The 24,963-nt window shown below is 41.1% G+C and carries 25 protein-coding genes; 16 read left to right on the top strand and 9 right to left on the bottom strand.

The genetic code is table 11. The features are described from left to right. Positions 1-13 precede the first annotated feature (13 nt). Positions 14-460 (bottom strand): single-stranded DNA-binding protein, encoded by a 447-nt coding sequence (locus R1T16_RS12830; protein ID WP_317501508.1) that lies wholly within the window; start codon positions 458-460, stop codon positions 14-16. Positions 461-494: 34 nt separating this feature from the next. Beyond that, a complete protein-coding gene (mutY, locus tag R1T16_RS12825; protein WP_317501507.1) occupies positions 495-1,541 on the bottom strand; it encodes an A/G-specific adenine glycosylase in 1,047 nt (348 codons plus the stop codon). A 130-nt stretch (positions 1,542-1,671) separates the two neighbouring features. Between mutY and R1T16_RS12820 the strand changes: the two genes are divergently transcribed. The 4 genes from R1T16_RS12820 (at position 1,672) to R1T16_RS12805 (ending at position 5,615) form a co-directional block, all read left to right on the top strand. Next, entirely contained in the window at positions 1,672-1,968 is a 297-nt protein-coding gene (locus R1T16_RS12820) for an HU family DNA-binding protein (RefSeq protein ID WP_057671073.1), read from the top strand. 367 nt (positions 1,969-2,335) lie between these two features. Beyond that, positions 2,336-3,892, top strand: a complete 1,557-nt coding sequence (locus R1T16_RS12815) for a ribonuclease E/G (protein WP_317501541.1) — start codon at positions 2,336-2,338, stop codon at positions 3,890-3,892. Between the two features lie 240 nt (positions 3,893-4,132). Beyond that, positions 4,133-4,942 (top strand): metallophosphoesterase family protein, encoded by an 810-nt coding sequence (locus tag R1T16_RS12810; protein ID WP_317501506.1) that lies wholly within the window; start codon positions 4,133-4,135, stop codon positions 4,940-4,942. Then, complete coding sequence (locus tag R1T16_RS12805) at positions 4,923-5,615, top strand: hypothetical protein (RefSeq protein ID WP_317501505.1); 693 nt, start codon at positions 4,923-4,925, stop codon at positions 5,613-5,615. The genes R1T16_RS12810 and R1T16_RS12805 overlap by 20 nt, the downstream gene beginning before the upstream one ends. 56 nt (positions 5,616-5,671) lie before the next feature. Here R1T16_RS12805 and R1T16_RS12800 read toward each other — a convergent pair whose 3' ends face one another. From R1T16_RS12800 to R1T16_RS12790, 3 genes are all read right to left on the bottom strand, one after another. Next, positions 5,672-6,280: an FAD-dependent oxidoreductase gene (locus R1T16_RS12800; protein ID WP_317501504.1), complete on the bottom strand. Its 609-nt coding sequence runs from the start codon at positions 6,278-6,280 to the stop codon at positions 5,672-5,674. 2 nt (positions 6,281-6,282) lie between these two features. Beyond that, on the bottom strand, positions 6,283-6,480 hold the full coding sequence (locus tag R1T16_RS12795; protein ID WP_317501503.1) for a hypothetical protein: 198 nt from the start codon (positions 6,478-6,480) through the stop codon (positions 6,283-6,285). 68 nt (positions 6,481-6,548) lie between these two features. Next, positions 6,549-7,124 carry a MarC family protein gene (locus tag R1T16_RS12790; RefSeq protein ID WP_317501502.1) on the bottom strand — a complete coding sequence of 192 codons (576 nt, stop codon included), beginning with the start codon at positions 7,122-7,124 and terminating at the stop codon, positions 6,549-6,551. A gap of 209 nt (positions 7,125-7,333) precedes the next feature. On the opposite strand from R1T16_RS12790, the gene R1T16_RS12785 reads away from it, so the two are divergent. From R1T16_RS12785 to R1T16_RS12755, 7 genes are all read left to right on the top strand, one after another. Next, positions 7,334-7,921, top strand: a complete 588-nt coding sequence (locus R1T16_RS12785) for a DUF3109 family protein (protein ID WP_317501501.1) — start codon at positions 7,334-7,336, stop codon at positions 7,919-7,921. A 255-nt stretch (positions 7,922-8,176) separates the two neighbouring features. Then, the gene (locus R1T16_RS12780; RefSeq protein ID WP_317501500.1) at positions 8,177-9,154 is read left to right on the top strand and encodes a ribonucleotide-diphosphate reductase subunit beta; all 978 of its coding nucleotides are present in this window, start codon (positions 8,177-8,179) and stop codon (positions 9,152-9,154) included. A 74-nt stretch (positions 9,155-9,228) separates the two neighbouring features. Then, positions 9,229-11,658, top strand: a complete 2,430-nt coding sequence (locus R1T16_RS12775; protein WP_317501499.1) for a ribonucleoside-diphosphate reductase subunit alpha — start codon at positions 9,229-9,231, stop codon at positions 11,656-11,658. A 75-nt stretch (positions 11,659-11,733) separates the two neighbouring features. Beyond that, positions 11,734-12,237: an RDD family protein gene (locus R1T16_RS12770; protein WP_317501498.1), complete on the top strand. Its 504-nt coding sequence runs from the start codon at positions 11,734-11,736 to the stop codon at positions 12,235-12,237. Between the two features lie 2 nt (positions 12,238-12,239). After that, a complete protein-coding gene (locus R1T16_RS12765) occupies positions 12,240-12,464 on the top strand; it encodes a hypothetical protein (RefSeq protein ID WP_317501497.1) in 225 nt (74 codons plus the stop codon). Between the two features lie 13 nt (positions 12,465-12,477). Beyond that, a complete protein-coding gene (locus tag R1T16_RS12760; protein WP_317501496.1) occupies positions 12,478-13,188 on the top strand; it encodes an ATP-binding protein in 711 nt (236 codons plus the stop codon). A 39-nt stretch (positions 13,189-13,227) separates the two neighbouring features. Then, entirely contained in the window at positions 13,228-14,568 is a 1,341-nt protein-coding gene (locus R1T16_RS12755; protein ID WP_317501540.1) for a deoxyguanosinetriphosphate triphosphohydrolase, read from the top strand. A 73-nt stretch (positions 14,569-14,641) separates the two neighbouring features. Here R1T16_RS12755 and R1T16_RS12750 read toward each other — a convergent pair whose 3' ends face one another. The 3 genes from R1T16_RS12750 to R1T16_RS12740 form a co-directional block, all read right to left on the bottom strand. Beyond that, entirely contained in the window at positions 14,642-16,219 is a 1,578-nt protein-coding gene (locus R1T16_RS12750; RefSeq protein ID WP_317501495.1) for a S41 family peptidase, read from the bottom strand. Next, on the bottom strand, positions 16,209-16,655 hold the full coding sequence (locus R1T16_RS12745) for a dCMP deaminase family protein (RefSeq protein ID WP_317501494.1): 447 nt from the start codon (positions 16,653-16,655) through the stop codon (positions 16,209-16,211). Before R1T16_RS12745 ends, R1T16_RS12750 begins: the two co-directional genes overlap by 11 nt. 61 nt (positions 16,656-16,716) lie before the next feature. Further along, positions 16,717-17,307 (bottom strand): HupE/UreJ family protein, encoded by a 591-nt coding sequence (locus R1T16_RS12740; RefSeq protein WP_317501493.1) that lies wholly within the window; start codon positions 17,305-17,307, stop codon positions 16,717-16,719. A gap of 165 nt (positions 17,308-17,472) precedes the next feature. Between R1T16_RS12740 and R1T16_RS12735 the strand changes: the two genes are divergently transcribed. Beyond that, a complete protein-coding gene (locus R1T16_RS12735; protein ID WP_317501492.1) occupies positions 17,473-17,904 on the top strand; it encodes a TerB family tellurite resistance protein in 432 nt (143 codons plus the stop codon). A 181-nt stretch (positions 17,905-18,085) separates the two neighbouring features. Here R1T16_RS12735 and fbp read toward each other — a convergent pair whose 3' ends face one another. After that, the gene (fbp, locus tag R1T16_RS12730) at positions 18,086-19,096 is read right to left on the bottom strand and encodes a class 1 fructose-bisphosphatase (protein ID WP_317501491.1); all 1,011 of its coding nucleotides are present in this window, start codon (positions 19,094-19,096) and stop codon (positions 18,086-18,088) included. 111 nt (positions 19,097-19,207) lie between these two features. Between fbp and R1T16_RS12725 the strand changes: the two genes are divergently transcribed. The 4 genes from R1T16_RS12725 (at position 19,208) to R1T16_RS12710 (ending at position 24,953) form a co-directional block, all read left to right on the top strand. Further along, positions 19,208-19,681, top strand: coding sequence for a GNAT family N-acetyltransferase (locus tag R1T16_RS12725; RefSeq protein ID WP_317501490.1), 474 nt, complete (start codon positions 19,208-19,210; stop codon positions 19,679-19,681). A gap of 12 nt (positions 19,682-19,693) precedes the next feature. Then, complete coding sequence (locus R1T16_RS12720; protein ID WP_317501489.1) at positions 19,694-20,950, top strand: aspartate kinase; 1,257 nt, start codon at positions 19,694-19,696, stop codon at positions 20,948-20,950. 319 nt (positions 20,951-21,269) lie between these two features. Beyond that, entirely contained in the window at positions 21,270-21,485 is a 216-nt protein-coding gene (locus R1T16_RS12715) for an addiction module protein (protein ID WP_317501488.1), read from the top strand. A 51-nt stretch (positions 21,486-21,536) separates the two neighbouring features. Then, positions 21,537-24,953, top strand: coding sequence for a hypothetical protein (locus R1T16_RS12710; RefSeq protein ID WP_317501487.1), 3,417 nt, complete (start codon positions 21,537-21,539; stop codon positions 24,951-24,953). The last annotated feature ends 10 nt before the right edge of the window (positions 24,954-24,963 follow it).

Below are 24,963 nucleotides of genomic sequence, written 5' to 3'. Positions count from 1 at the left end.
TATTGGTTAAACACTAAAATGGCAGGTCGTCATTAGGTGCCGGCACATTTATATCATAGTTTGGCTTTGCAGGCTCGTTCACCGGCTGCGATGAATAGCTTTGCTGTTTATTGTCAAGCTCTTTTTTGGTTGTCAGAAAAGTAAATTCGGTTACCTGGATTTCGGTAGTGTATTTTGTACTGCCGTCTTCTCCCTGCCACTGGCGTGATTTTATCCTGCCCTCTACATAAATCTTATCGCCTTTGGTCAGGTACTTTTCGCAAATCTCTGCAGCTTTATTGCGCACTACGAGATTATGCCATTCGGTAGACGTTATCTTTTCGTTAGTTTGCTTATTGATGTAGATCTCATTAGTAGCAAGAGGAAAACGGCCAATGCAGTTGCCTCCTTCAAAATAATGCAGTTTTACATCATCGCCTAAATGCCCTATCAGCATCACTTTATTTAACGTGCCGTTCATAGTTTATCTGATTAGTTAACCAAATATACCACTTTTAATGATTAGTCCAATGACTCTCCATAAAATTATGGATTACGACAGGAAAAGGATATGCTTTTAACACATCTACAGGAATCGCGCCAACCAATTCATTATCAACACTAATTTCCCAAAAACGAACATAAAGATGCTGGTGCGAGAGCTTATGCACTATAACATCGGTATTGAGAAGCGAAACGTTTTTCGGCGTAAAGTCAAGCCCCTCAAATTTAGAGATAAGAACTCTGGTTTCATCTTCTGCAAATAAGCTTTCTGTCTCTAATAATGGAAATTCATAGAGATTATGCCATATGCCTTTTGACGTCCGTTTCTGCACTACACTATAACCACGGTTGTCTTTAATTACCAAATAGTTAAAATAACGGTTGGTCACCTTAGTCTTCTTCAGCTTTACCGGAAGCTGCCCTACCCTGCCAGTGTTAAAGGCAACACACTCACTGTTAAAGATGCAAACACTACAATCAGGGCTTTTCGGTACGCATTGCAATGCACCAAACTCCATCATGGCCTGGTTAAAATCCGAAGCATTGTCCTTAGGCATAAGCGAAGCAGCCAGCGCTGTAAACTGTTTCTTAGCACCGCCGGAAGAAATATCCGTATCTACACCAAAAACGCGTGAAAGCACTCGGTATACATTACCATCTACCACAGGCACAGTCTCTCCATAACTTATAGAAGCAATGGCAGCTGCGGTATAGTCGCCTACTCCCTTCAGTTTAAGAAGACCTGCATAACTATCAGGAAAATTGCCGCCCATTTCAAACGCTACCTGTTTTGCCGTTGCATGAAGGTTACGCGCTCGGGAGTAATAGCCCAGCCCCTGCCATAACTTAAGCACCTGTTCTTCGGGCGCATCAGCCATATCCTGAACAGTAGGAAAAGCCTCTATAAAGCGTAAAAAATAGGGTAATCCCTGTGCCACACGGGTTTGCTGAAGCATTATTTCTGAGAGCCAAACAGGGTATGCTCCGCTGGTTTTTCGCCACGGCAAATCACGCTTGTTTTGTAAATACCAATGAATTAAAGACTTAGTAAACTCCATTTTTTTATATAAGCCTGCAAAAGTAAAAGTTTATGTAATTAAATTTTAATAGATTAACCTTGAATTATTGTTTTTTTAATTGTTATATTTGCACTCTCAAAAAAATACACAATCATAAATTAGAAAGAAAATGACGAAAGCAGACATCGTAGCGAAAATTTCGGAAAAACTTGGACTTGAGAAAGGTGATGTACAAGCAACAGTTGAGTCTTTTATGGAAGAAGTAAAAAACTCTCTTGAGACTGGTGACAATGTATACCTAAGAGGTTTTGGAAGTTTTATCATCAAAACGCGCGCTGAAAAAACAGGTAGAAATATATCTAAAAATACTACCATCAAGATTCCTGCTCACAATATTCCGGCTTTCAAACCTGCAAAGATTTTTGTTGACGGAGTAAAAACAAATACTGAGGCTAAAGTAAACTAATTATTAACCACCTAACCCTTTCATTATTATGCCAAGTGGTAAAAAAAGAAAAAGACATAAGGTAGCTACTCACAAACGTAAAAAGAGAGCGAGAGCTAATCGTCACAAGAAGAAAAAGTAGTTTAGAACTACTTTTTCTTGTTTTAAAAGAATTTTAAGTTCATTGAAAATGTTTTAAGACCTGAGAGGAAAGACAACAGACCTAAGACACCAGTCTGCACTCTGTCATCTGACATTTAACTGTCTCAAAACACCGGGTAAAAAATACCTGAAATTAATGTTTAATCCATCTGTACTGTGGTTGAGAGTTGACAGTTGCGGGACTTTCCAGCAGCTAACAATCAAAAACCAACTGGTATGGATAAAAATGTACAGTGTGAATAAAGAGCTAATTATTAGATCTGGTTCTGAAGCCGTAGATTTTGCCTTATTAAAAGATGGAAAACTAATTGAATTGCACAGCGAGCGCGAAGATAAGAACCAATTTTCTGTTGGTGACATCTTCATAGCGAAGATCCGCAAACCCGTGGCAGGCTTAAACGCCGCCTTTGTAAATGTAGGCTTTGAAAAAGATGCCTTTTTACACTACCACGATTTGGGACCTAACCTGGCCTCGATGATGAAATTCATAAAACTTGTAAGCGCAGGTAAAGTAAAAGATTACTCACTAAAAAACTTTCCTTTTGAGAAAGAGATAGACAAAGATGGCGCCATAGGCGATGTACTTAGTGCAAACCAGTCTATCCTTGTTCAGGTGGTTAAGGAACCCATATCTACAAAAGGGCCGCGTATAAGCTCAGAGCTTTCACTGGCCGGAAGATATGTTGTATTGGTTCCCTTTTCAGACAGGATATCTATTTCACAGAAAATAGACTCTAAAGAAGAAAAAGACCGCCTAAAAAGACTCGTGCAGTCTATACGCCCAAAAGGATTTGGAGTAATAGTGAGAACGGTAGCGGAAGGCAAAAAAGTAGCCGAACTGGACAAAGACCTGCAGAACCTGCTGGACAAATGGACAGGGATGTGCAAACGCCTGCCGAGCGCCCATCATCCTAGCAAAGTACTGGGTGAAGTCAACAAAGCTTCGTCTATACTTCGCGATGTATTCAATGATACCTTTACCGGTATTTATGTAGATGATGAGGACTTATTCTACCAAACAAAGGACTATCTGCAGGAGATAGCTCCTCAAAAAGCAAATATCGTAAAGCATTACCAAAGTAAAGAGCTGCCATTGTTTGAAAAATACAACATTGAAAGGCAGATAAAAACCTCTTTTGGTAAAACAGTATCGATGAGTAAAGGTGCGTACCTTATTATAGAACACACCGAAGCCCTGCACGTTATAGACGTGAACAGCGGCAACCGCTCAAATAAGGCTTTAAGCCAGGAAGATACCGCCCTTGAAGTAAACCTTATAGCTGCTGCAGAGATTGCACGACAGCTGAGATTAAGGGATATGGGAGGGATTATCGTTATAGATTTCATAGATATGGGAAATCCTGATAACAGGAAAAAACTATATGATTTCTTAAGAGAGGAAATGAGTGACGATAAAGCTAAACACAAGATCCTGCCACCAAGTAAATTTGGACTTATCCAGATTACAAGGCAAAGGGTAAGGCCTGAAGTCAATATTAAAACCAAGGAAGTTGACCCTAACAGGGTTAACGAGGAAATTGAAGCTCCTATCCTTGTTATTGACCGAATAACAGCCGACCTGGAAAGAATTATGAAGACCCACAAAAAGATAGCGCTTAACGCACACCCTTTTGTGGCAGCATACCTAACAAAAGGTTTCCCGTCCATACGTTCAAAATGGTTTTTTGAACATAAAAAATGGGTAACGATCATACCACGTGACGCTTACACGTATTTAGAATACCACTTTTTTGATAGCAAAGGAAACGCTATCGCAGAATAACAAGAACCGCCCCGGGATACCGAGGGCGGTTTTTTTGTTTATAAAGTATACCCAAGCTGTTTAAAGCAAAGTCCTAATATAAAAATGAGGTCAAAAATCTACACTTAAACAAATTCTAAACAACTAAAGAGCTAAACTTATCTCTCCATTTTATGCTTTATTTAACCTGCCATTAAGTTATCTATAGGAGTAGGCAAAAGCGTTAAAAGGTAAATTTGTGTTTACCCTAAATACTTTTATATGCTAAAAAAACTCCCCTTCTTATTAGTCGCACTACTCGTTAGCCTTACCGGCTGCGATATGTTTGACTCTCACCCCTATGACGGACAAATTACCGGCGACACCAACATCAACACTAAAAATATTTCCCGCATTGAAGAGGCTACTGCCGGAAAAACTACCATTAAGTTTGCCTGGATGGGCGACTCCCAGCGTTATTACGACGAAACCGAGGAGTTCGTAAAAAAGATAAACGAACGCACCGATCTTGACTTTGTAATTCACGGCGGCGACCTTACCGACTTTGGCGCTACGGAAGAATTCATGTGGATGCGCGATATCATGAACGGTCTCAAGCTGCCGTATGTAGCGCTTATAGGCAATCACGACTGCCTTGCGAACGGAGAGGAAATTTTCCGTACCATTTATGGCGAAGAGAATTTCTCGTTCATGGCAGGAAACATCAAATTTGTATGCCTTAATACCAACGCCCTGGAGTTTGATTACTCCCACCCAATCCCCGATTTTAATTATTTAGAACAGGAGCTAAACAGCCAGCCGCAACAGCAGGAAAAAACCATTTTTGCAATGCACGTACGCCCTTATTCGGAACAGTTTAACAATAACGTGGCATGGGTTTTTCAGGATGTTATAAAACGATTCCCGGGGCTGCAGTTCTGCGTTAATGCACACGACCACAGGCTGCAGGTAGACGACCTGTTTAACGACGGAGTCATTTATTACGGCTCTGAGAACATGGAAAAAAGATCATATTTAGTTTTTACAGTAACCCCAGATAACAATTACACCTATGAAGTGGTTAGATATTAAGAAGGCAGGCACACTGGCTGCCGCACTGCTGTTAAGCACCGCTTCATTTGCACAGGACAAGGTTACCGACTCTATAGCTGCATTAGACAGCGACAAGGTTGCCGTTACCGATTCTGTAACCGTGGCAGTAAAAGACTACAGGTCAGGATGGGGTAAGCTGATACCCAAATACATCAAAGTACAATATGCCGGCTCTATGGGATTTATGTCTTTAGGGGGAGGATATGACTATGGCGTAAACCGACAATGGGAAACAGATATCTTCTTTGGCTTCCTGCCCCATTACAGCACAGCCAAAAACAAGATCACGCTTACATTAAAACAAAATTATATTCCGTGGAAAACGGATATAAACGACCGTTTTATGATTGAACTGTTAACCACAGGCCTTTACATAAACACTATCTTTGACGATGAATTCTGGATAAGCGAACCCGATAAATACCCTAACGGATATTATTCTTTTTCAACAAGGATACGCTTCAATGCATTTGTGGGGCAGCGCCTTACCTATAAATTAAAGCCTGAATCGCATAAATTCCTTAAGTCAGTTACTGCGTTTTATGAGGTGAGCACAAACGACGTATATGTGTTGAGCGCTTTTAACAACAGCTATCTCAAACCAAAAGATTACCTGGTATTATCGCTGGGAGTAAAACTGCAAATGTTCTAAAAAAGAGAGGGCAGCCATTTGGCTGCCCTCTCTTTTTACCTTACAATGCAATAAGGTTATTTTTTTACACTGTCGTGGTATTGTGTAGGTTTACCGTCATTCCACAAGGTAAGGATATCTGTACCCACAGATGCGCCGCTTCCTGCCGCAATGGCAAGCTGACTGCGGTGGCCTGCAAGAGTTCCTATAGCATAAACGCCTTCGGTTACAAGATGGTCGTCGTTTATAAGCTGGATACGGTTTTTTTCAGGTATTGCTTTCTTGTTCGGTACTACATACTCTTTCAGCCCCTCTATATCAAAGGAATTGGCTGAGCCAATTCCCAAAATAACAGCTTTAGTTTGATAAGAACCTTTGTTGGTCGTTACAGTAAAGTTTCCTGCTTCGCCTTCTATGTTCATTACTTTTTCGTTAGGAATCTGTTCCATTTCGGGATACAGAGTTGCTAGCTGCTCAAGGGTAGTTTCCATAAGCGTAGCACCTAAAGTGCCTGCAGGAATACCATAAGCATTATTAAAAACAGCATTTTCTAATGAAGTTGCTTTTTGATGGGTAAGGATACCTGCTTTTTTACCTTCGGCATACGGCCTTTTTAGTGCAGAACCTATAATAAGTGCACAGGAAACGCCGGAAACGCCTCCTCCAATGATCAGAACGTCAAACATATTTATCTTTTGGTTTTTTCTTCGATGTTTTTAGAAATCTTAAATATCAGCAGTATACATACAGCGCACAGTGAGGCTATGATACCTATTAGGGCTATAAGGCTGTCTCCGCCCAAAAGATTGTCAAAATCAAGAAGCGTGATGTTGAAAACTATCAACGCGAACGCAATAGCTATTAGTGAGTAGATAAAAATTTTCATTTTTTTTTGGTAATAAATGATGTGTGTATATAGTTGGTTTTCAGAACGTGAAATTAATAAATTTATGATTATGCAAACAATTGTTTAACATTGGCTGCAAATAATTTAACAGCAATTGCGAGAAGGATAACGCCAAATACCTTACGTATTACGCCCAGTCCGTTAACCCCTAAAGCCCTTTCTAAACGCGAAGAAGATTTTAATACTGCATAAACAACAATCATATTGATAATAATCGCCACAATGATGTTTATCTTCTCATACTCTGCCCTTAACGATAATAGCGTGGTCATAGTACCCGCACCTGCAATAAGCGGAAAAGCAATAGGCACGATAGAAGCCGTACTTGGATTGTCTTCTTTGTAAAGGCGTATTCCCAGAATCATTTCCAGCGCAAGGAAAAACAATACAAACGAACCGGCTACAGCAAACGAGCTTGCATCTATACCGATAAGCTTAAGGATTTCCTCTCCCACAAAAAGAAAAATGATCATGATGAACATTGCCACGACTGAAGCCTTTTCAGATTGTATGTGCCCCAGCTTGTTGCGAAGGTCTACAATAATAGGTACACTGCCCACTATATCTATCACTGCAAAAAGCACCATACTCACGGTAAATATTTCTCTCCAGTCGAAACCCATCTGCTGATTTTTTTATTAACCGCAAAGGTATTAATAAATAGTATACGGTATTACCACAAAAACAGGGTAAACAAGTATAAATCTGCTGTTTTTATCCTGCTGTTTTTGAATTCTCATCAGTGCCTCAGCCCTAAAACGTTATCGTTAAAATTTAAACCGCGCGGCCCCTAAATTTCGGTTTATGGGTTAAACTTATGTATCTTTGCTGCATGTTTCAATTAGGAAAAACAATTGTGTCTGAAGACATACTGGAAAAAGAGTTTGTTTGCAACCTTTCGGCATGCAAAGGAGCTTGTTGTGTAGATGGAGATGCGGGTGCGCCGTTAAATGAAGAGGAAACCAGGATTTTACAGGATATCTATCCATTAGTGAAGCCTTTTTTACGAAAAGAAGGCATTGCTGCGATAGAAGCCCAGGGAACATGGGTTAATGGAACGGATGGCGAACTTGAAACGCCGCTAATTGACAATAAGGACTGCGCTTACGTAATTTTTGATGGGAAAACGGCACTTTGCGGTATTGAGCAGGCCTACAACCAAGGCATTGTAAGCTGGAAAAAACCGGTATCATGCCACCTTTACCCTATACGCGTTAAAGACTTTACAGAGTTTGCTGCGGTAAACTACGATAAATGGGACATATGCGACGACGCTTGTTCCCTTGGTAAAGAACTCGAAGTACCCGTATACAAATTCGTAAAAGAAGCACTTGTAAGAAGATTTGGTGCCGACTGGTACTCAGAGCTTGAGAAGGTGGCTGAAGAGCTAAAGGAAAATCCGGTTCAAAAGCGCCGTTAAAACCCCTGAAACATACGTTTTCGTAGTGTTTTTTTCTTATTTTTTTCGTAAACCCATAATTCGCAAAACTTTGTAAATCAATATTTTGCAGGTTATTATCATGTTTGTAAGAAAAAGTAAGCTTGTTAAAAACTATACACAATTGTGAATAAGTTTGACTTGCATTTTTTGTTTCACTTGTTTCAAATGCCAATCTTTGTAATAGTCCCTATAGGGTACACCATCTAACTCTAAATAAATAAAAGTCAAGTCACTATGTCTGCAATCGAACCAATATTACAGGAAAATAAAAACCGCTTTGTAATTTTTCCGATCAAACACCATGATATATGGGACTGGTATAAAAAAATGGAAGCGAGTTTCTGGACAGCTGAAGAGATAGATCTTCACCAGGACCTTAACGATTGGAATACCAAACTTAGTGAAGACGAGAAATATTTCATCAAGCATATCCTTGCTTTCTTTGCAGCATCTGACGGCATCGTAAACGAAAACCTTGCAGAAAACTTCGTTAACGAGGTACAGTATGCCGAGGCAAAATTCTTTTATGGTTTCCAGATCATGATGGAAAACATACACAGCGAGACCTATTCACTTCTCATAGATACTTATGTGAAGGACGAAGCGGAGAAAAACCAGCTTTTCCATGCACTCGAGGTATTCCCTGCCATCAAGAAAAAAGCAGACTGGGCGCTTAAATGGATAGAATCTGATTCTTTTGCCGAAAGGCTTATTGCTTTTGCAGCAGTAGAGGGTATTTTCTTCTCAGGTGCGTTCTGTTCTATCTATTGGCTTAAAAAGCGCGGGCTTATGCCGGGGCTTACCTTCTCTAACGAACTGATATCGCGTGATGAAGGTGTTCACTGTGATTTTGCGGTACACCTGCACAACCATCACCTTATAAATAAAGTGCCTAAAGACAGGATCAAAGAAATCCTTATTGATGCGCTTAATATTGAAAGAGAATTCATTACAGAGTCGCTTCCTGTAAGCCTTATCGGTATGAACGCTGTTTTAATGACGCAATACCTGGAGTTTGTTACCGACAGGCTTCTTGTAGAACTGGGCTGCGAAAGACAGTACAACGTGGGTAACCCATTTGATTTTATGGACATGATCTCGCTTCAGGGTAAAACGAACTTCTTTGAGAAAAGGGTTTCAGAATACCAAAAAGCGGGCGTTATTAAAAACGAAGGCGATTCTCAGGCAATTACTTTCGACGCTGATTTTTAATCAGAGCAGACAATCCCAACCAAATCCAGGTGTGCCAACCACACCGCTTACTAACTTTTTAAAATTATTGCCATATGTATGTAGCTAAAAGAGACGGAAAAAGAGAGCCGGTAATGTTTGATAAAATTACCGACAGAGTTAGAAAATTGTGCTATGAACTGAATGAACTGGTAGACCCTGTAAAGGTGGCAATGCGCGTTATTGAAGGTCTATATGACGGTGTAACCACTTCTGAACTTGATAACCTTGCGGCAGAAACTGCTGCTTCCATGACAATTACCCACCCTGACTATGCACAGCTGGCTGCCCGTATTGCGGTATCTAACCTGCACAAGAATACTAAAAAATCGTTCTCTGAAACGATGCACGATATGTACCACTATGTTAACCCAAGGACAGGGCAGGAATCTCCGCTATTGTCTGACGAGGTTTACGAGGCTATTATGGCTAATGCCGAGGTACTGGATTCTACAATTATTTACAACAGGGATTTTAACTACGACTACTTTGGGTTTAAAACGCTTGAGCGTTCGTATCTTCTGAAAATAAACGGACAGATAGTGGAAAGGCCGCAGCACATGCTTATGCGTGTATCTGTAGGCATCCACCTTAACGATATTGCTTCGGCCATAGAAACCTATGAGCTGATGTCTAAAAAATTCTTTACCCACGCTACGCCTACCTTGTTTAATGCAGGTACGCCTAAGCCGCAAATGTCGTCATGTTTCCTTCTTTCCATGAAGGATGACAGTATTGATGGTATTTATGACACGCTTAGAAGCACTGCAAAGATATCGCAGTCGGCAGGTGGTATAGGGTTATCTATACACAATGTAAGGGCTACAGGTTCTTACATCCGCGGCACTAATGGTACATCAAATGGTATCGTACCTATGCTTCGCGTATTTAACGATACGGCACGTTATGTAGACCAGGGCGGAGGTAAACGTAAGGGAAGTTTTGCGGTATACATTGAGCCATGGCATGCTGATATCTTTGATTTCCTTGACCTGAGAAAAAACCATGGTAAAGAGGAAATGAGGACACGCGACCTTTTCCTTGCCATGTGGATCCCGGATCTTTTCATGAAACGCGTACAGGAAGACAGCACGTGGACACTTATGTGCCCTAACGAATGTCCTAACCTGTATGATGTACACAGCGAGGAGTTTGATGAACTTTACCTAAGCTATGAGGCAGCAAACAAAGGAAGAAAAACCGTTAAGGCTCGTGAGCTTTGGGAAAAAATCCTTGAATCTCAAATTGAGACAGGCCTTCCGTACATGCTTTACAAAGATGCGGCAAACAGAAAATCGAATCAGAAAAACCTGGGTACGATACGTTCTTCAAACCTTTGTACAGAGATCATGGAGTATACATCTGCAGATGAGATCGCTGTATGTAACCTTGCTTCCATATCATTGCCAATGTTTGTGGAGAACGGAAAGTTTAACCATGATTTCTTATTCCAGGTTACAAAGCGTATAACGCGTAACCTTAATAAAGTTATAGACAGGAACTATTACCCTGTTATTGAGGCAGAGAACTCTAATATGCGCCACCGCCCTGTAGGGCTTGGTGTTCAGGGTCTTGCAGATGCTTTTATCCTTATGCGCCTGCCATTTACAAGCGATGGTGCTAAGGCACTTAACCAGGAGATATTTGAAACCATCTATTTTGCAGCAGTTACGGCTTCTATGGAGCTTGCAAAAGAAGAAGGACCCTATTCTACATTCCAGGGATCGCCTATATCTCAGGGAGAATTCCAGTACAACCTTTGGGGACTTAACGATGGCGACTTAAGCGGCCGTTGGGACTGGGCCTCACTTCGTAAAGAGGTTGTAGAGCACGGTGTAAGAAACTCACTGCTTATGGCACCTATGCCTACTGCGTCTACATCTCAGATATTAGGTAATAATGAAGCGTTTGAACCATACACATCTAACATCTATACAAGAAGGGTACTTTCTGGCGAATTTATCGTTGTGAACAAACACCTTCTTAGCGACCTTGTAGACCTTGGCCTTTGGAATGAAAGCCTTAAACAAGAGGTTATGAGAGCTAACGGATCGATACAAAATATTGACATTATCCCTCAGGATATAAAAGACCTATATAAAACGGTTTGGGAAATGAGTATGAAAGATATCATAGACATGTCCCGCCAGAGAGGTTACTTTATTGACCAGTCACAGTCGCTTAACCTGTTTATGGAAGGCGCTACATTCTCTAAGCTTACATCTATGCACTTCTATGCATGGCAGAGCGGCCTTAAAACAGGTATGTACTACTTAAGGACTAAGAGTGCGGTTGATGCTATTAAGTTTACACTTAACAACGACAAAAAAGTTGAAGAAGTTCCGGAAGTTGCTGCTGCACCTAAACCTGTTGCCGCTGCAACGATAGCAGAAGAAGTTCAGCCAATTGCGGTAAGTGAGTTCCAGGCTATGCTTGAGCGTTCAAGGACTGCTGATCCTGAAGACTGCGAAATGTGCGGATCTTAATCAGATAATAAATAAATTTCGAAAAAAATAAGGGGCAATTTGCTCCTTATTTTTATTTAAAACATTTTATTGAAAATGGATAAAAATATTGCGGCTGTTTATGCATCGCTTTCAGAACGCAGCACAAGATTTGCAAATTTTGTTATTGACGGTATAATCGTTACCCTGCTACAGTTTGGGACAGCTGCTTTAGGGAACTGGATGTATGACACCTATGGCAACGAAGGTTTTTTGGTTGGTCCGCTTGATACGCAAAACCTTAAATTCACCCTACTTTGCCTGGGCATACAAATTGTGTATTACGGCTTGTTTGAGAGCGTTTTTATGCGTACTCCTGCAAAATTTATCACTAACACAATGGTAATAAACAGGGATGGCAGCACACCGGACAATGGCCGTATCTTTCTGCGTACGTTATGCAGGCAGATACCTCTTGAAATATTTTCGTTCTTATGGCCGCCGGGTACAGGATGGCACGACAGCATATCTAAAACACTTGTAGTAGATGTAAACAAACTTAAAATCGCTCAGCGCAATGCTGATATGGAAAATATAAACACTAACGACGAAAACATATAATTATGTCTAAAGATAAAAAAGGAGTACACTCAGGACTTATTGAGAAGGATGAGAACGGTAACTATTTTTGCGGCGAATACCTGCTGGATTATCAGCATGTAGAAAAAAACTTTAAGGTTGGCGATAAGATCACGATCAAATCGGTTATAGATAATCCAAGCGACAAAAGCCTCGAGCAATACCCTCAGAAATCACGTGATTTCTTCTTATTCAATTTAAAGAAATAATAAACCGAAGGCTTTGAGCGCATTATTTTTTACCGACAGAAGTGGGGTTGATATTAAAGACGTTGTTTTTAATGATGGCGTTGCCGTGCAGATAGAGCAGTTCTTAAAAGAATACCGCTTTAAGGATGTTCTGGAGCAGTACGAACTGCCTGTTAATAACAAAATGCTGCTGTACGGCAAGACCGGCTGCGGCAAGACCATGACTGCAAGGGCTATTGCTAAGGAGCTTGACCGAAAAATAATCGTTGTTAACCTGGCATCAATAGTTTCTTCTAAACTGGGCGAGACTGCTAAGAATGTTGCTGCACTATTTAAGGAGGTAAGTTATCACGACGCTGTGCTGTTTTTTGACGAATTTGACACATTGGGTCAAGTACGGGATTACGACAGCCGTGACAGCAGCGAAATGAAGCGTGTGGTTAACGCAATACTGCAATTGGTAGACAATTTCCCGTCTAATTCCGTGCTAATTGCAGCAACCAATCAGATAAAAATGATAGATGAGGCGTTGGTAAGGCGTTTTCAGCTGCGTTTGGAATTTACATCACCGGCGGGCGAAACGCTCGACAGCTACTACGACAAACTGCTCACAAAATATCCGGCTGAATTCAGGAATATCAATCGCAAATACGATATATCGTTTGCTGAGGCAAAAAATGAAGTATTTACTCAGGTAAAGAATAATATTATTCAGGCAGAACTTGCTAAAGAAGGTATCAATTAATTTTTGGCTACAGCCAATAGATAAATCATAATCAATATGATGCAATGGGAACAGCTACTGTCGTTAAAAAGACAAGGCGACAAAGGCAAAAGGTTACGCAAAGAACAGGATGAAACCCGCTTAGGGTTTGAGGTAGATTACGACCGTATTATTTTCTCATCGGCTTTCAGGAGCCTTCAGGACAAAACGCAGGTTATACCTTTGTCTAAGACCGATTTTGTACACACCCGACTTACGCACAGCCTTGAGGTCTCTGTTGTAGGGCGTTCCCTGGGCAGGCTTGTAGGTAAAAAGATCATTGAGAAACACCCATATCTTCAGGATATCCACGGCTACCAAATGAACGATTTTGGTGCTATTGTGGCTGCTGCTGCACTTTCGCACGATATCGGCAACCCGCCGTTTGGACATTCGGGCGAAAAAGCAATAGGGGAATATTTCAAGACAGGCCGCGGCCAAATGTACAAAGAGCACCTGACCGATAAGGAATGGACTGACCTGACCGACTTTGAAGGAAATGCCAACGGTTTTAACCTGCTTACCGCTTCAAGGCCGGGTATAGAGGGCGGACTCAGAATATCGTATGCTACGCTTGGCGCATTTATGAAATACCCTAAAGAGTCGCTGCCTAAAAAGCCAACCAGCAATATTGCTGATAAGAAATACGGCTTTTTTCAGTGCGATGCCCCATTTTTTCAGGAAATAGCCGAAGAGCTTGGGCTTATACCCAATAAAACGGGCGATGATATTGGCTATGAACGCCATCCGCTTGCATATCTTGTAGAAGCAGCCGATGACATATGCTATACCATTATTGATTTTGAAGATGGTATAAACCTCGGGTTAATCTCTGAAGATTTTGCCTTAGAGTACCTGATAAAACTCGTTAAGGATAATGTGCATGTAGAGAAATACAAATCGCTTGTCACTAAAGAAGACCGCATAAGCTACCTGCGTGCATTAGCCATAAGCAGCCTTATAAACGACGCTGTAAACGTATTCCTTGAAAACGAAGAAGCCATACTTAAAGGAGAATATCCGCATGCATTGACCGAGCAGGGTAAATATACCGCCCAGATGAACGACATCATAAAACTGAGCGTCAACAACATCTATCAAAGCCGCGAAGTAGTAGAAAAGGAGGTGATAGGCTACCGTATCATCAATACGCTGCTGGACACGTTCTGTACCGCTTACAACAACAAGTTTGAAGACAATGCCAGCAATTATGACAAGCTTATCCTGAAGCTTCTCCCTGAAAAATTTATAACCAATAAGATGAACCTGTATGACAGGCTGCTGCATATATGCCATTTCGTGTCGACCCTGACTGATGGTAAAGCCGTATTACTCTACAACACTATTACCGGAGCAAAATAAGATTCAATGCTATATAAGAAACTATGCCCTGTATTAGTACAGGGCATAGTTTTTTATATAAGGTAGCAGCTAGTTACTTTCTGTCTGTCAATACAGTTTTTACCATATTGTCCTCTTTAAGTATCATTTCGTAATAAGCCTTTTCGCTTAGCAGCTGCCTGCAGAATTCGGCAGCCAGGTAATGTTTCACCCTGTCTTTGTGTTTTTCAAGTTTAAAAACCAATCCGTTCTTAGCAAGATACGATTCAAAATCCTTGAAGTATTTATCGGTTTCGGTCACCTTTTGGGTAATTAATGGAGCAGAAAGTCCTTTAAAACCTTTACGGTCTTTATCCAGCTGCTCGAAAGCAAAATAGCTTACAATACCGCTCTGCATTATCATAGTAACTGCCTCATCGCCATGCTTACCTTCCTGCGGAACGAATTTATCCGGAATTATACCACCACCGCCATAAACAATACGTCCTTTAGCAGTTTTAAACTTAAGCGTATCGGCTATTTTAATGCTGTCAGCAGAATATAGCTCTCCACTTTCATAACGTTTCTCAAAGTCGTTAAAGTAGGCTTCTCCCCCTTTCTCATAACTTCTTTGTATCGATCTGCCCGACGGCGTATAATAGCGCGCTACAGTGAGCCTTACAGCGCTGCCGTCGCCTAAAGGCATTTCGCGCTGCACAAGCCCTTTACCAAAAGAACGCCTGCCCACAATAACGCCCCTGTCGTTATCCTGTATCGCTCCCGCTAATATTTCGCTGGCAGAAGCACTGTTCTCATTGATAAGCACATACAGCTTACCCGTTTCGAAATCGCCTTTCTTAGAGGCGTATGTCTTGTCTTCGCGGTTCTTTTTATTTCTTGTCTTAACGATAAGCTCGCCATCTCTAAGGAATTCATCGGCAATCCGTACGGCCTTTTCAAGGTAGCCGCCTCCATTTTCACGAAGGTCTATGATAAGTTCCTTAGCGCCCTGTGCCTTAAGGTTTATCAGTGCGCGGTGGAATTCATCGGCAGTAGTTTCTGCAAAGCGGTTTATTTTGATGTATCCCGTTGTTTTATTAGCCATTACAGCTGCATCCACACTTTTAATGGGTACAACATCGCGCTGAACATCTACCTTAAATTTTTTGTTTTCGCTTTTCCTGAAGATGGTTAGCGTAACCTTAGTTCCCTCCTCACCCTTAAGTTTTGAGAAAAGGGTATCGTTTGGCAGTTTACGCCCAAAAAGTTTATTGTTATCGGCGAAAAGAATGCGGTCTCCCGGTTTTATGCCTGCCCTTTCAGACGGGCCTCCCGGTACCGGCTTTATAACCGCCACCGAATCTTTGTACATATAAAAATTCACGCCAATACCCACAAAATCGCCCTTCATGCTTTGCGCAACACCTTCCATTTCATTTTTATCAATGTAAACAGAGTGCGGATCGAGTTTTTCGAGTATGCTATTTACCGTTATATCTACTATAGAGTCGGTATTAACATCATCTACATATTCGCTGTCAATAAAATCAATAAGCTTATTCAGCTTGCTTTTATTAGAACTCGAAATCATACCGCGCTGTGTTGCAGGAAAGTTTAAAAAACTTCCCATAAGCAATCCTATGGATAATGCCGCAGATAAGGCAATTGGTAAATATATTCTCTTAATTTTCATGTAAATCAGCTTCCAGATCGGCTATGTGTGCTACCTCTACCCCTGCCTTATGCAGAAATTCTATGCCTGAATCATCCTTGTACCCCTGCAGGTACACTACTCGTTTTATCCCGGCCTGATGAATCAGTTTACTACAGTCTTTACAAGGCGACATAGTTATATATAGCGTTGCACCTTCGCACGATTGTGTTGAACGGGCTACTTTTAATATTGCGTTTGCTTCGGCATGGAGCACATACCATTTTGTAACGTTTGCTTCGTCCTCGCAGCAATTCTCAAACCCCGATGGTGTCCCGTTATATCCATCAGAAATTATCATTCTGTCCTTTACAATAATTGCGCCAACTTTCTTACGGTTGCAATACGACAACTGTCCCCATTCACGGGCAATTCTTAAATAGGCCCTGTCGTATTTGTTTTGCTTTTTCTCTTTCATTTCCAAGTATGAACCCTTACATCCAAATATATAGTATTGGCTATTGTTAAACGTTAAATAATTACCAAATTTCGCTGCCAATGATCATCGGCACAACAACTCCTGCTACAAAAGCCGACGTGATGAGCACCCAGTCGCGCTTGCCCAAACGGAAGAACTCTATAAGCACATAACCTATTATAAGTACCATAAGCACAATGATAAGCTGCGCTGTCTCAATTCCTAATGCAAACTCCAGCAATGGCAGCATCTTATCTTTAGTATTCTTATCCAGTATAAGTTTAAAGTAGTTTGAAAAACCAAGGCCGTGGATGATACCAAAGAACAGCGCCGTAATCGCAATGGCGCTAATGCTATTGTTCTTAGATGATTTTTTACCCAGTTTGATGATATTGTAGATTGCCGCAATAAGTATGGTAACGGGTATAAGAAACTCTATCATAGATGGGTTTACTTTTATAACTCCGTACACCGACAGTATGAGCGAAATAGTATGCCCAACCGTAAAAAGCGTTATTAGTGCAAGAATATTTTTCCAGTCCTTAAAAGTGTAAGGAACGGTAAGCATGGTTATAAAAAGCAGGTGGTCATATCCGTTGATATCAAGCACATGGCGCAGGCCTGTTTCAAAATATAAAAGAAATTCTGACATAATCCGGGCGATATTATATTGAAACCGTAAACTTACGGTATTTTTAGAAACTTCTATTCCTTAAAACTGTTATAAAAGAACGCAGGATTCGCTAAAATCTTTTAAAAAATTATTTCGTGATAAAATATAGAAGTATATTTGCGGTTGAATTTTAACAGAAAAAATATGTCCATTTCAGATTTATTCGACAGTGGGTTTAAGAACAGGAATAAAGGGCATTTTTCTGCAATCGTAAGGGTTGCTATGGAAAATGGCCACCTTTCTACCGAAGAACGCCACTTTCTTGACAAGCTTGCTAAAGAGCTTGAAATTTCGGATGAAGAATACACCGAGATCCTTGCTAATCCGTTAAGATACCCTATTAACCCTCCGTACCTTCACGTACACAGGCTGGAGCGTTTGTATGACCTTTCAAGAATGGTATATGCAGACCACATACTTGGGCCAAGACAAAAAGAAATACTTACACGTTTTGCACTTGCATTAGGTTTTACACCGGGCAACGTTCATTACATTGTAGACAAGGCATTATCGTTGCTGGTACTAAACGTAGATTTAGATACTTTCCTTTACGAAATGCAGCACATGAACAAATAAAAAGGCACTTAGGTTCTAGAGGCTTAGGCTCTTAGTCCCCAAGTTGCTTACAATAAAAAAAACCACGCTGATGCGTGGTTTTTTTTGTACAATATTCGAGGGATGTTTGCCCTACATTTCACGTAAAAATCAATGACAGATTTGACTATTTTGAAACTTTGCGACTTTGCAACTCTAAAAACTATCTCCCGTATTTCTTCATAAACTCCTCTGCCTTTGTTACCATGTTAGAGCTTCCGCAGAAGAATGGCACACGCTGGTGAAGTTCGCCAGGCGCAATTTCCATGATTCGCCCAAAACCGTCTGAAGCTTTTCCTCCTGCCTGCTCGGCAATAAATGCCATAGGGTTGCATTCGTAAAGTAATCTCAGTTTACCGTTTGGCGCTTTAGAGCTGGTAGGGTAAATATAAATTCCGCCCTTTATCATATTACGATGAATATCTGACACCAGGCTTCCAATATATCGTGATGTATAGGGCCTGTCGCCTTCTTCAAGCTGGCAGTATTTTATGTAATCTTTTACCCCTTGCGGGAAGTGCACATAGTTACCCTCATTTATTGAGTATATCGTCCCGTCTTTAGGAAAGGTTAAGTTGGGGTGCGACAGGTAAAATGTTCCGATAGCGGGGTTAAGTGTAAAACCGTTCACTCCGTTTCCTGTAGTATATACCAGCATGGTAGATGTACCATAAATCACATAGCCCGCAGCCACCTGGTTTACACCCGGCTGAAGGAAATCTTCCAGCGTTACGGGAGTCCCTACAGGGGTGACCCTTCTGTAAACAGAGAAGATCGTACCTACCGACACATTTACATCTATGTTAGATGATCCGTCAAGCGGATCGATAAGCACTACATATTTGTTGTTATGCGCACCGTCATTACCCTGAATCGTGATAAAGTCGTCATTCTCTTCAGAAGCTATCCCGCAAACTATCTCACGGTTAATGAGCGTCTGCATAAAGATCTCGTTAGCATAAACATCCAGTTTTTGCTGGTCTTCACCCTGAATGTTCTGTTCGCCGAATTTCCCTATGATATCTACCAGCCCTGCCTTGTTTACCTTGTAGTTCACTACTTTGGCAGCAAGCCGTATGGAGTTAATGAGTTTTGATAATTCGCCCGAAGAATATTTAAAGTCTTCCTGCCTTTCGATAATAAATTCGCCAAGTGTCTTGTTGCGTTCTTCCATTACTATAACGTTGTAGTTGTGTTGAGGGCACAAATATCGAAATTTTTGTGATATGAAAAGAAATTATTATTTAGAAGCAATTTTGCACGTATTTTTGCGCAAAATTTACCGATGTTAGTTAGAAAAGGACGCATAGAAGACATGCCTGCAGTATTGGAACTTATCCGCGAGCTGGCTGTATTTGAAAAAGAACCCGATGCCGTAGTAGTAACCGCAGAAGAATTGCAGCGCGACGGCTTTGGCGAGAGCCCTTTATTCTACACTTTTGTGGCAGAGGCTGACGGCGAAATCATAGGGACTGCCTTATTCTATTACCGCTATTCTACTTGGAAAGGAAAAACGGTACATTTAGAAGATCTTATCGTAAGGGAAGACAAACGCGGTACAGGTGCCGGCAGCGCGTTATATAAGGAAGTGATCAAGTTTGCCAAACAAGAGGGCGTGCGCCGTGCTGAGTGGGCAGTTTTGAATTGGAACACACACGCTATTGACTTTTATGAACGATCTGGCGCGGCTATATTACAGGACTGGTTTACCGTCCAGATGAACGAAGAAGGAATTACAAAGTTTACATTAGATCTATAAACACTTTTCAGGATGAAAGTATTCAAATTTGGAGGTGCATCAGTTAAGGATGCCGATGGTATTAAAAATGTGTATGATGTTTTAGAAAAAGTTGGCCACGAAGACGTGCTGCTGGTTATCTCAGCAATGGGGAAAACCACGAACGCCTTTGAGGCGGTTATAAAGAACTACTTTGATAAATCACCGGAACTGCAGGCATCTGTACAGGAAGTAAAAAAATACCATAACCAGATTTTAATGGACTTGTTTGAAGACGAGAATAATGCTGTTTTCGGGGCTATCAATGCCATCTTTGCAGATCTTGAGAGCTTCTTACAACACAACAAATCGCCAAACTATAACTTTGTATACGACCAGGTGGTAAGCCTTGGCGAGGTGCTTTCTACAACTGTTGTCAGCCACTACTTCAATGCACGCGGTTTAACAAACCAATGGATAGACGTGCGCGAATACATAAAAACAGACAATACCTACCGTGATGCGATAGTTGACTGGGAACAAACCCAGCAGAATATTAAAAACATTAAGACAAAGAACCTTAATATTACACAGGGATTCCTTGGATCTGATGAAAACGGATTCACCACTACTTTAGGCAGGGAAGGATCTGACTATACAGCGGCAATTTTTGCCTATTGCCTGAATGCCGAGAACGTAACGATATGGAAAGACGTGCCGGGAGTTATGAATGCAGATCCGCGTTATTTTGAAAACGCAATTTTGTTAAACCAGATCTCATACCGTGAAGCCATTGAGCTTGCTTTTTACGGTGCTACGGTTATTCACCCGAAGACATTGCAGCCTTTACAGAAAAAAGAGATTCCGCTTTATGTAAAATCGTTTATCAACCCGTTACTGCCGGGAACTAAAGTAAGCAAAGGTGCCGATCTTGAGTCGCAGGCTTCATGCTTCATCGTGAAAAAAGACCAGTTGCTATTGTCATTATCTTCTCTTGATTTTTCATTTATTATGGAAGAGAATATCAGCGAAATATTCCTGCTCCTGCATAAATACAAGATTAAGGTAACGCTTATCCAGAATACGGCTATCAGCTTCTCTGTATGTGTAGAAGATAAATTTGGCAATTTCCCTGAACTGAAAAGCATCTTATCTAAAAAATTCCAGGTTACCTATAACGAAAATGTATCGCTATATACCATCCGCCACTTTACCGAAACATCGGCAGACGCAGTAGCGCAGGGTAAAGAAGTACTGGTAAAACAAATAAGCCGCGAAACGTTACAGATTGTAACTAAAGAAACTAAATAGTTTTTAGTCACAGTTTCATCGCATGTCGTGTCATTTTGAACGAAGCGAAGCGAAGTCGAAAAACATCAATAAACTAGCTCCGGCGGAGCGGCATACAATATGCCATTCCGCCGGAGTTTTCATTTTTGAAATTAAAATACGAGAAACATCCAGGCCCACCGCGGCTCGTAATCATTCGCAAAGCCAATTAGCTATTTCTTATTTGTTTCCTTTAAATAAACTACTTTTGCTTTTTTTGAGTTTATAGTGTACTACGCTGAAAAACAAATCTCAACGATATAATTCAACAAAGTTTTTTAACTTTATAAAAAGAAATTAAATGAAAGTAAAGGATTTAGAGAGGTACTCCAATGCTGAAAAAATAATTTTAGCAGAACAATTGTGGGACAGTGTCTCAAAAAATGATGTAGAAATTTCTGATGACGTAAAAAAAGAACTGGATATACGCCTTAAAAACCTTGAGGAAGGCAAAACAGAATTATACAGTTGGGATGAAGTTAAAACGCATTTAAACTCGTTAAGACAACCCTCTTAATTCTTCCCTGTAAATACACTACTTTTGCTTTTTTTGAGTTAATAGTGTACTATGCTGAAAAATGGGCTATTACTGGTGTTTTTATGTTGTGTTTCTGCACTTTACGGGCAGGAGATAACTACGCCATATAAAAACCGAAAGTTTGTTGCCGTACACGACACCATAAAAATTGACAGCGTAAGCATCAATAAGGCTTTTTTTAAGCTTCAGGATGCCTCCGGTACAGATATAGACACCTCTTTTTACAAGGTAGATTTCCGTAAAAGCCAACTGGTCTTCCGCAATGGATTTACGTCTCAGGACACCCTTACCATGCGTTACCTTTCTTACCCTGATTACCTCACCAAAAAATACAGCATTTATGATGACAGCCGTGTGGTAAGTAATTCTGCCGGTGTAACTAATCTTTATAAAGTAACCCGTGACCCTTTAAATACCTTTAAACCATTTGATGGACTCAACACATCAGGAAGCATCACACGCGGTATAACCGTGGGCAATAACCAAAGCTCAGTAGTTAACTCTAATCTTGATTTACAGATAACAGGAAAAATATCCGACAAAGTAAGCCTTCGTGCTTCCATACAGGATACTAATATCCCGTTGCAGGAGGGCGGTTATTCGCAGAAGCTTGATGAATTCGACCAGATTTTCATCGAAATGTATACCGATAAGTGGAATATCCGCGCGGGCGACCTTTTCCTCGAAAACCGCCAGTCGCGTTTTCTTAACTTCAATAAAAAAGTGCAGGGGCTTTCTACCGCATTTACCTTTGGCGGAGAGGGCAACAAAACATCGGTATTTGCAGCCGCAGCGCTTGTAAGGGGGCAATATGCCAAGAGTACCTTTACAGGACAGGAGGGCAATCAGGGGCCATATAAATTGCGTGGACCTAATCAGGAACTATATGTATTGGTCATCTCAGGGTCTGAAAGGGTATTCGTAAACGGAATCCTGCTGGAACGCGGCGAGAATAACGACTATATTATAGATTATAATGCAGGCGAGATCATTTTTACTTCGCTTTTCCCTATAACGTCTGAGATGCGTATTAATATAGAATACCAATATTCTGAACGCAGTTACACCCGTTTTGTAACCTATGGTGGTGTTACACACGAAGCCGAGACATGGAGCATAGGCGGTTTTGTGTATTCTGAAAATGACATGAAAAACCAGCCGTTACAGCAAAACCTTTCGGAAGACCAGGCAGCAATCCTGAAAAATGCAGGCGATGACATAAACAAAATGACGGCGCCATCGGCTTATGTTGATTCGTTTTCAGAAAACAAAACGCTTTATAAAAAGGTAACCATAAATGGTGTTGAGGCTTTTGAATATTCTAATAACCCTGACGACGAACTTTACAACGTCCGTTTCAGCCTTGTAGGCACTAACCTGGGTAATTATATTCTGGCAAATGCCGCGGCGGTTGGCAGGATTTATCAATATGTCCCGCAGGTTAACGGAATTCCGCAGGGGAACTATGAGCCTGTTATACGCCTTACGCCGCCCACTAAAATACAGATAGCAACAGTATTGGGTAAATACAACCCAAGCGAAAAAACATCTGTAGATTTTGAAGCGGGCATAAGCAATAATGACCTCAACCTGTTTTCGCCAATAGACGATAATAACAATAAAGGCGGTGCCGGAAAAATAAATGCAAAACAGCGACTGTATACTGGAAGCTGGGAGCTGGATGCGTTTGCCAATTATCAGTTTATTCAAAAAGACTTCAGAACTATTGAGCGATTGTTTAATATAGAATTTGGCCGCGACTGGAACCTTACTAACATTGTTACTACAAACGGTAACCAGAGTTATCTGGTTTCGGGTGCTGCGTTTCGCCTGCCACAAAAGGGAACAATAAACTACCAGCTTGAAAAACTGGATTTTTCCAACACGTTTAACGGTACACGCCATGTAATTGACGGGAGACTTAACTTTAAGCAGCTTTTGGTACAGAACCGCGGCAGCTACATGAGCAGCGACAGCGAATATTCTACCTCAACATTTTTACGCAATGAGGCCTTGGCCAAATATCACTTCGGTAAAAACTGGGTGGGCGGAACAGTGCGTATTGAAGACAATAAGGAGAAGATAAAAACCACGCAGCAATTTAGTACACTGAGCCAGCGCTTTAATGAGTTTGGAGCGTTTATAGGCCGTGGCGACAGCACAAAGGTATACGTGGAGCTGGGCTACCTTCAGCGTTCTAACGACAGCCTTGTAAACGGGCTGCTGCAAAAGGTAAACACCTCCCGCTCCTACTACCTGAAATCAAGATTGGTACAAACCGAAAAAAGTGATCTTACCGTATTTGTAAACTATCGTAACCTGAAATTTGAAGATCCGGCATTTAAAAGCGAGCCGTCGCTTAACTCAAGGGTATTGTACAACGACCGGTATTGGGATCAGCTGGTACAGGTTAACACAGCTTATGAAAATACATCAGGTACTATTGCGCAGCAGGAATTCACCTACTTGGAAGTAGCTGCCGGGCAGGGCGTATATACTTGGAACGATTACAACGGCAACGGCATACAGGAGTTGCAGGAGTTTGAAGTAGCTCCCTTCCCCGACAAAGCAACATATGTGCGTGTATTTTTACCCAATCAGGTATTTGTGCGCACACACCAGAATAAGTTCTCGCAGTCGTTAACCCTGAACCCTAACCAGTGGCAGAATGAAACGGGCTTTAAAAAATTCCTTTCTTACTTTTATGACCAGGCTTCCTTTTCTATAGACCGAAAAATTGAACGCGACTCCGGTAATTTTGACCTTAACCCATTTTCCACCAGCGATAAGAATCTGTTAGGGCTTAATTCGGGTATACGCAACAGCCTGTTTTACAACAGGGGTAAGCAGGACCATTCGGTAACCTATACCTTCCTTAAAAACCGTGCAAAAACACTGCTGACTGTAGGGTCTCAGGAAAACCGCACCAGTTCGCACCAACTGCAATACGCCCATCTGGTTCAAAAAACATGGCTTTTTGGATTATTAGGACAGACAAATACTGCTGACTCCGAATCAGAAAATTATGGCAGCAAAAACTTTAAGATTGAAGGTTTTGGGCTTTCACCAAAGATATCTTATATCTTTTCTCGTAATGCCAGCTGGGATATTTTCTACGAATACAAAAAGAAAGAAAACCAGATAGGTGAATCAGAGTTGCTCAACCAGCAAAGACTGGGCACTTCGTTTAGTTATGCTTCTGAAAAGCAGTTTACTGCCAACGGTGAATTTTCGCTGTATAAAAATGATTTTACCGGTAATGAGCTATCGCCGGCTGCTTACCAAATGCTGGAAGGGCTGCAGGCAGGACAAAACCTTACATGGCGATTGCTACTGCAAAAGAACCTTACACAATATCTCGATGTGAATATTAGCTACCAGGGAAGAAAAAGTGAGACCAGCAAAGCCATACATACCGGAAGTATCCAGTTGAGGGCTTATTTTTAATTACCGGTAA

This window comes from Flavobacterium sp. DG1-102-2 (assembly GCF_033042555.1).
Classification (GTDB): domain Bacteria; phylum Bacteroidota; class Bacteroidia; order Flavobacteriales; family Flavobacteriaceae; genus Flavobacterium.
The sequence above is the reverse complement of the archived record's forward strand: the minus strand, read 5'-3'. Positions and strand labels throughout refer to the sequence as shown.

Coding starts and splice junctions, on each gene's coding strand:
- R1T16_RS12830 (WP_317501508.1), bottom strand. CDS start 460: ATGAACGGCACGTTAAATAAAGTGATGCTGATAGGGCATTTAGGCGAT.
- mutY (WP_317501507.1), bottom strand. CDS start 1,541: ATGGAGTTTACTAAGTCTTTAATTCATTGGTATTTACAAAACAAGCGT.
- R1T16_RS12820 (WP_057671073.1), top strand. CDS start 1,672: ATGACGAAAGCAGACATCGTAGCGAAAATTTCGGAAAAACTTGGACTT.
- R1T16_RS12815 (WP_317501541.1), top strand. CDS start 2,336: ATGTACAGTGTGAATAAAGAGCTAATTATTAGATCTGGTTCTGAAGCC.
- R1T16_RS12810 (WP_317501506.1), top strand. CDS start 4,133: ATGCTAAAAAAACTCCCCTTCTTATTAGTCGCACTACTCGTTAGCCTT.
- R1T16_RS12805 (WP_317501505.1), top strand. CDS start 4,923: ATGAAGTGGTTAGATATTAAGAAGGCAGGCACACTGGCTGCCGCACTG.
- R1T16_RS12800 (WP_317501504.1), bottom strand. CDS start 6,280: ATGTTTGACGTTCTGATCATTGGAGGAGGCGTTTCCGGCGTTTCCTGT.
- R1T16_RS12795 (WP_317501503.1), bottom strand. CDS start 6,480: ATGAAAATTTTTATCTACTCACTAATAGCTATTGCGTTCGCGTTGATA.
- R1T16_RS12790 (WP_317501502.1), bottom strand. CDS start 7,124: ATGGGTTTCGACTGGAGAGAAATATTTACCGTGAGTATGGTGCTTTTT.
- R1T16_RS12785 (WP_317501501.1), top strand. CDS start 7,334: ATGTTTCAATTAGGAAAAACAATTGTGTCTGAAGACATACTGGAAAAA.
- R1T16_RS12780 (WP_317501500.1), top strand. CDS start 8,177: ATGTCTGCAATCGAACCAATATTACAGGAAAATAAAAACCGCTTTGTA.
- R1T16_RS12775 (WP_317501499.1), top strand. CDS start 9,229: ATGTATGTAGCTAAAAGAGACGGAAAAAGAGAGCCGGTAATGTTTGAT.
- R1T16_RS12770 (WP_317501498.1), top strand. CDS start 11,734: ATGGATAAAAATATTGCGGCTGTTTATGCATCGCTTTCAGAACGCAGC.
- R1T16_RS12765 (WP_317501497.1), top strand. CDS start 12,240: ATGTCTAAAGATAAAAAAGGAGTACACTCAGGACTTATTGAGAAGGAT.
- R1T16_RS12755 (WP_317501540.1), top strand. CDS start 13,228: ATGCAATGGGAACAGCTACTGTCGTTAAAAAGACAAGGCGACAAAGGC.
- R1T16_RS12750 (WP_317501495.1), bottom strand. CDS start 16,219: ATGAAAATTAAGAGAATATATTTACCAATTGCCTTATCTGCGGCATTA.
- R1T16_RS12745 (WP_317501494.1), bottom strand. CDS start 16,655: ATGAAAGAGAAAAAGCAAAACAAATACGACAGGGCCTATTTAAGAATT.
- R1T16_RS12740 (WP_317501493.1), bottom strand. CDS start 17,307: ATGTCAGAATTTCTTTTATATTTTGAAACAGGCCTGCGCCATGTGCTT.
- R1T16_RS12735 (WP_317501492.1), top strand. CDS start 17,473: ATGTCCATTTCAGATTTATTCGACAGTGGGTTTAAGAACAGGAATAAA.
- fbp (WP_317501491.1), bottom strand. CDS start 19,096: ATGGAAGAACGCAACAAGACACTTGGCGAATTTATTATCGAAAGGCAG.
- R1T16_RS12725 (WP_317501490.1), top strand. CDS start 19,208: ATGTTAGTTAGAAAAGGACGCATAGAAGACATGCCTGCAGTATTGGAA.
- R1T16_RS12720 (WP_317501489.1), top strand. CDS start 19,694: ATGAAAGTATTCAAATTTGGAGGTGCATCAGTTAAGGATGCCGATGGT.
- R1T16_RS12715 (WP_317501488.1), top strand. CDS start 21,270: ATGAAAGTAAAGGATTTAGAGAGGTACTCCAATGCTGAAAAAATAATT.
- R1T16_RS12710 (WP_317501487.1), top strand. CDS start 21,537: ATGCTGAAAAATGGGCTATTACTGGTGTTTTTATGTTGTGTTTCTGCA.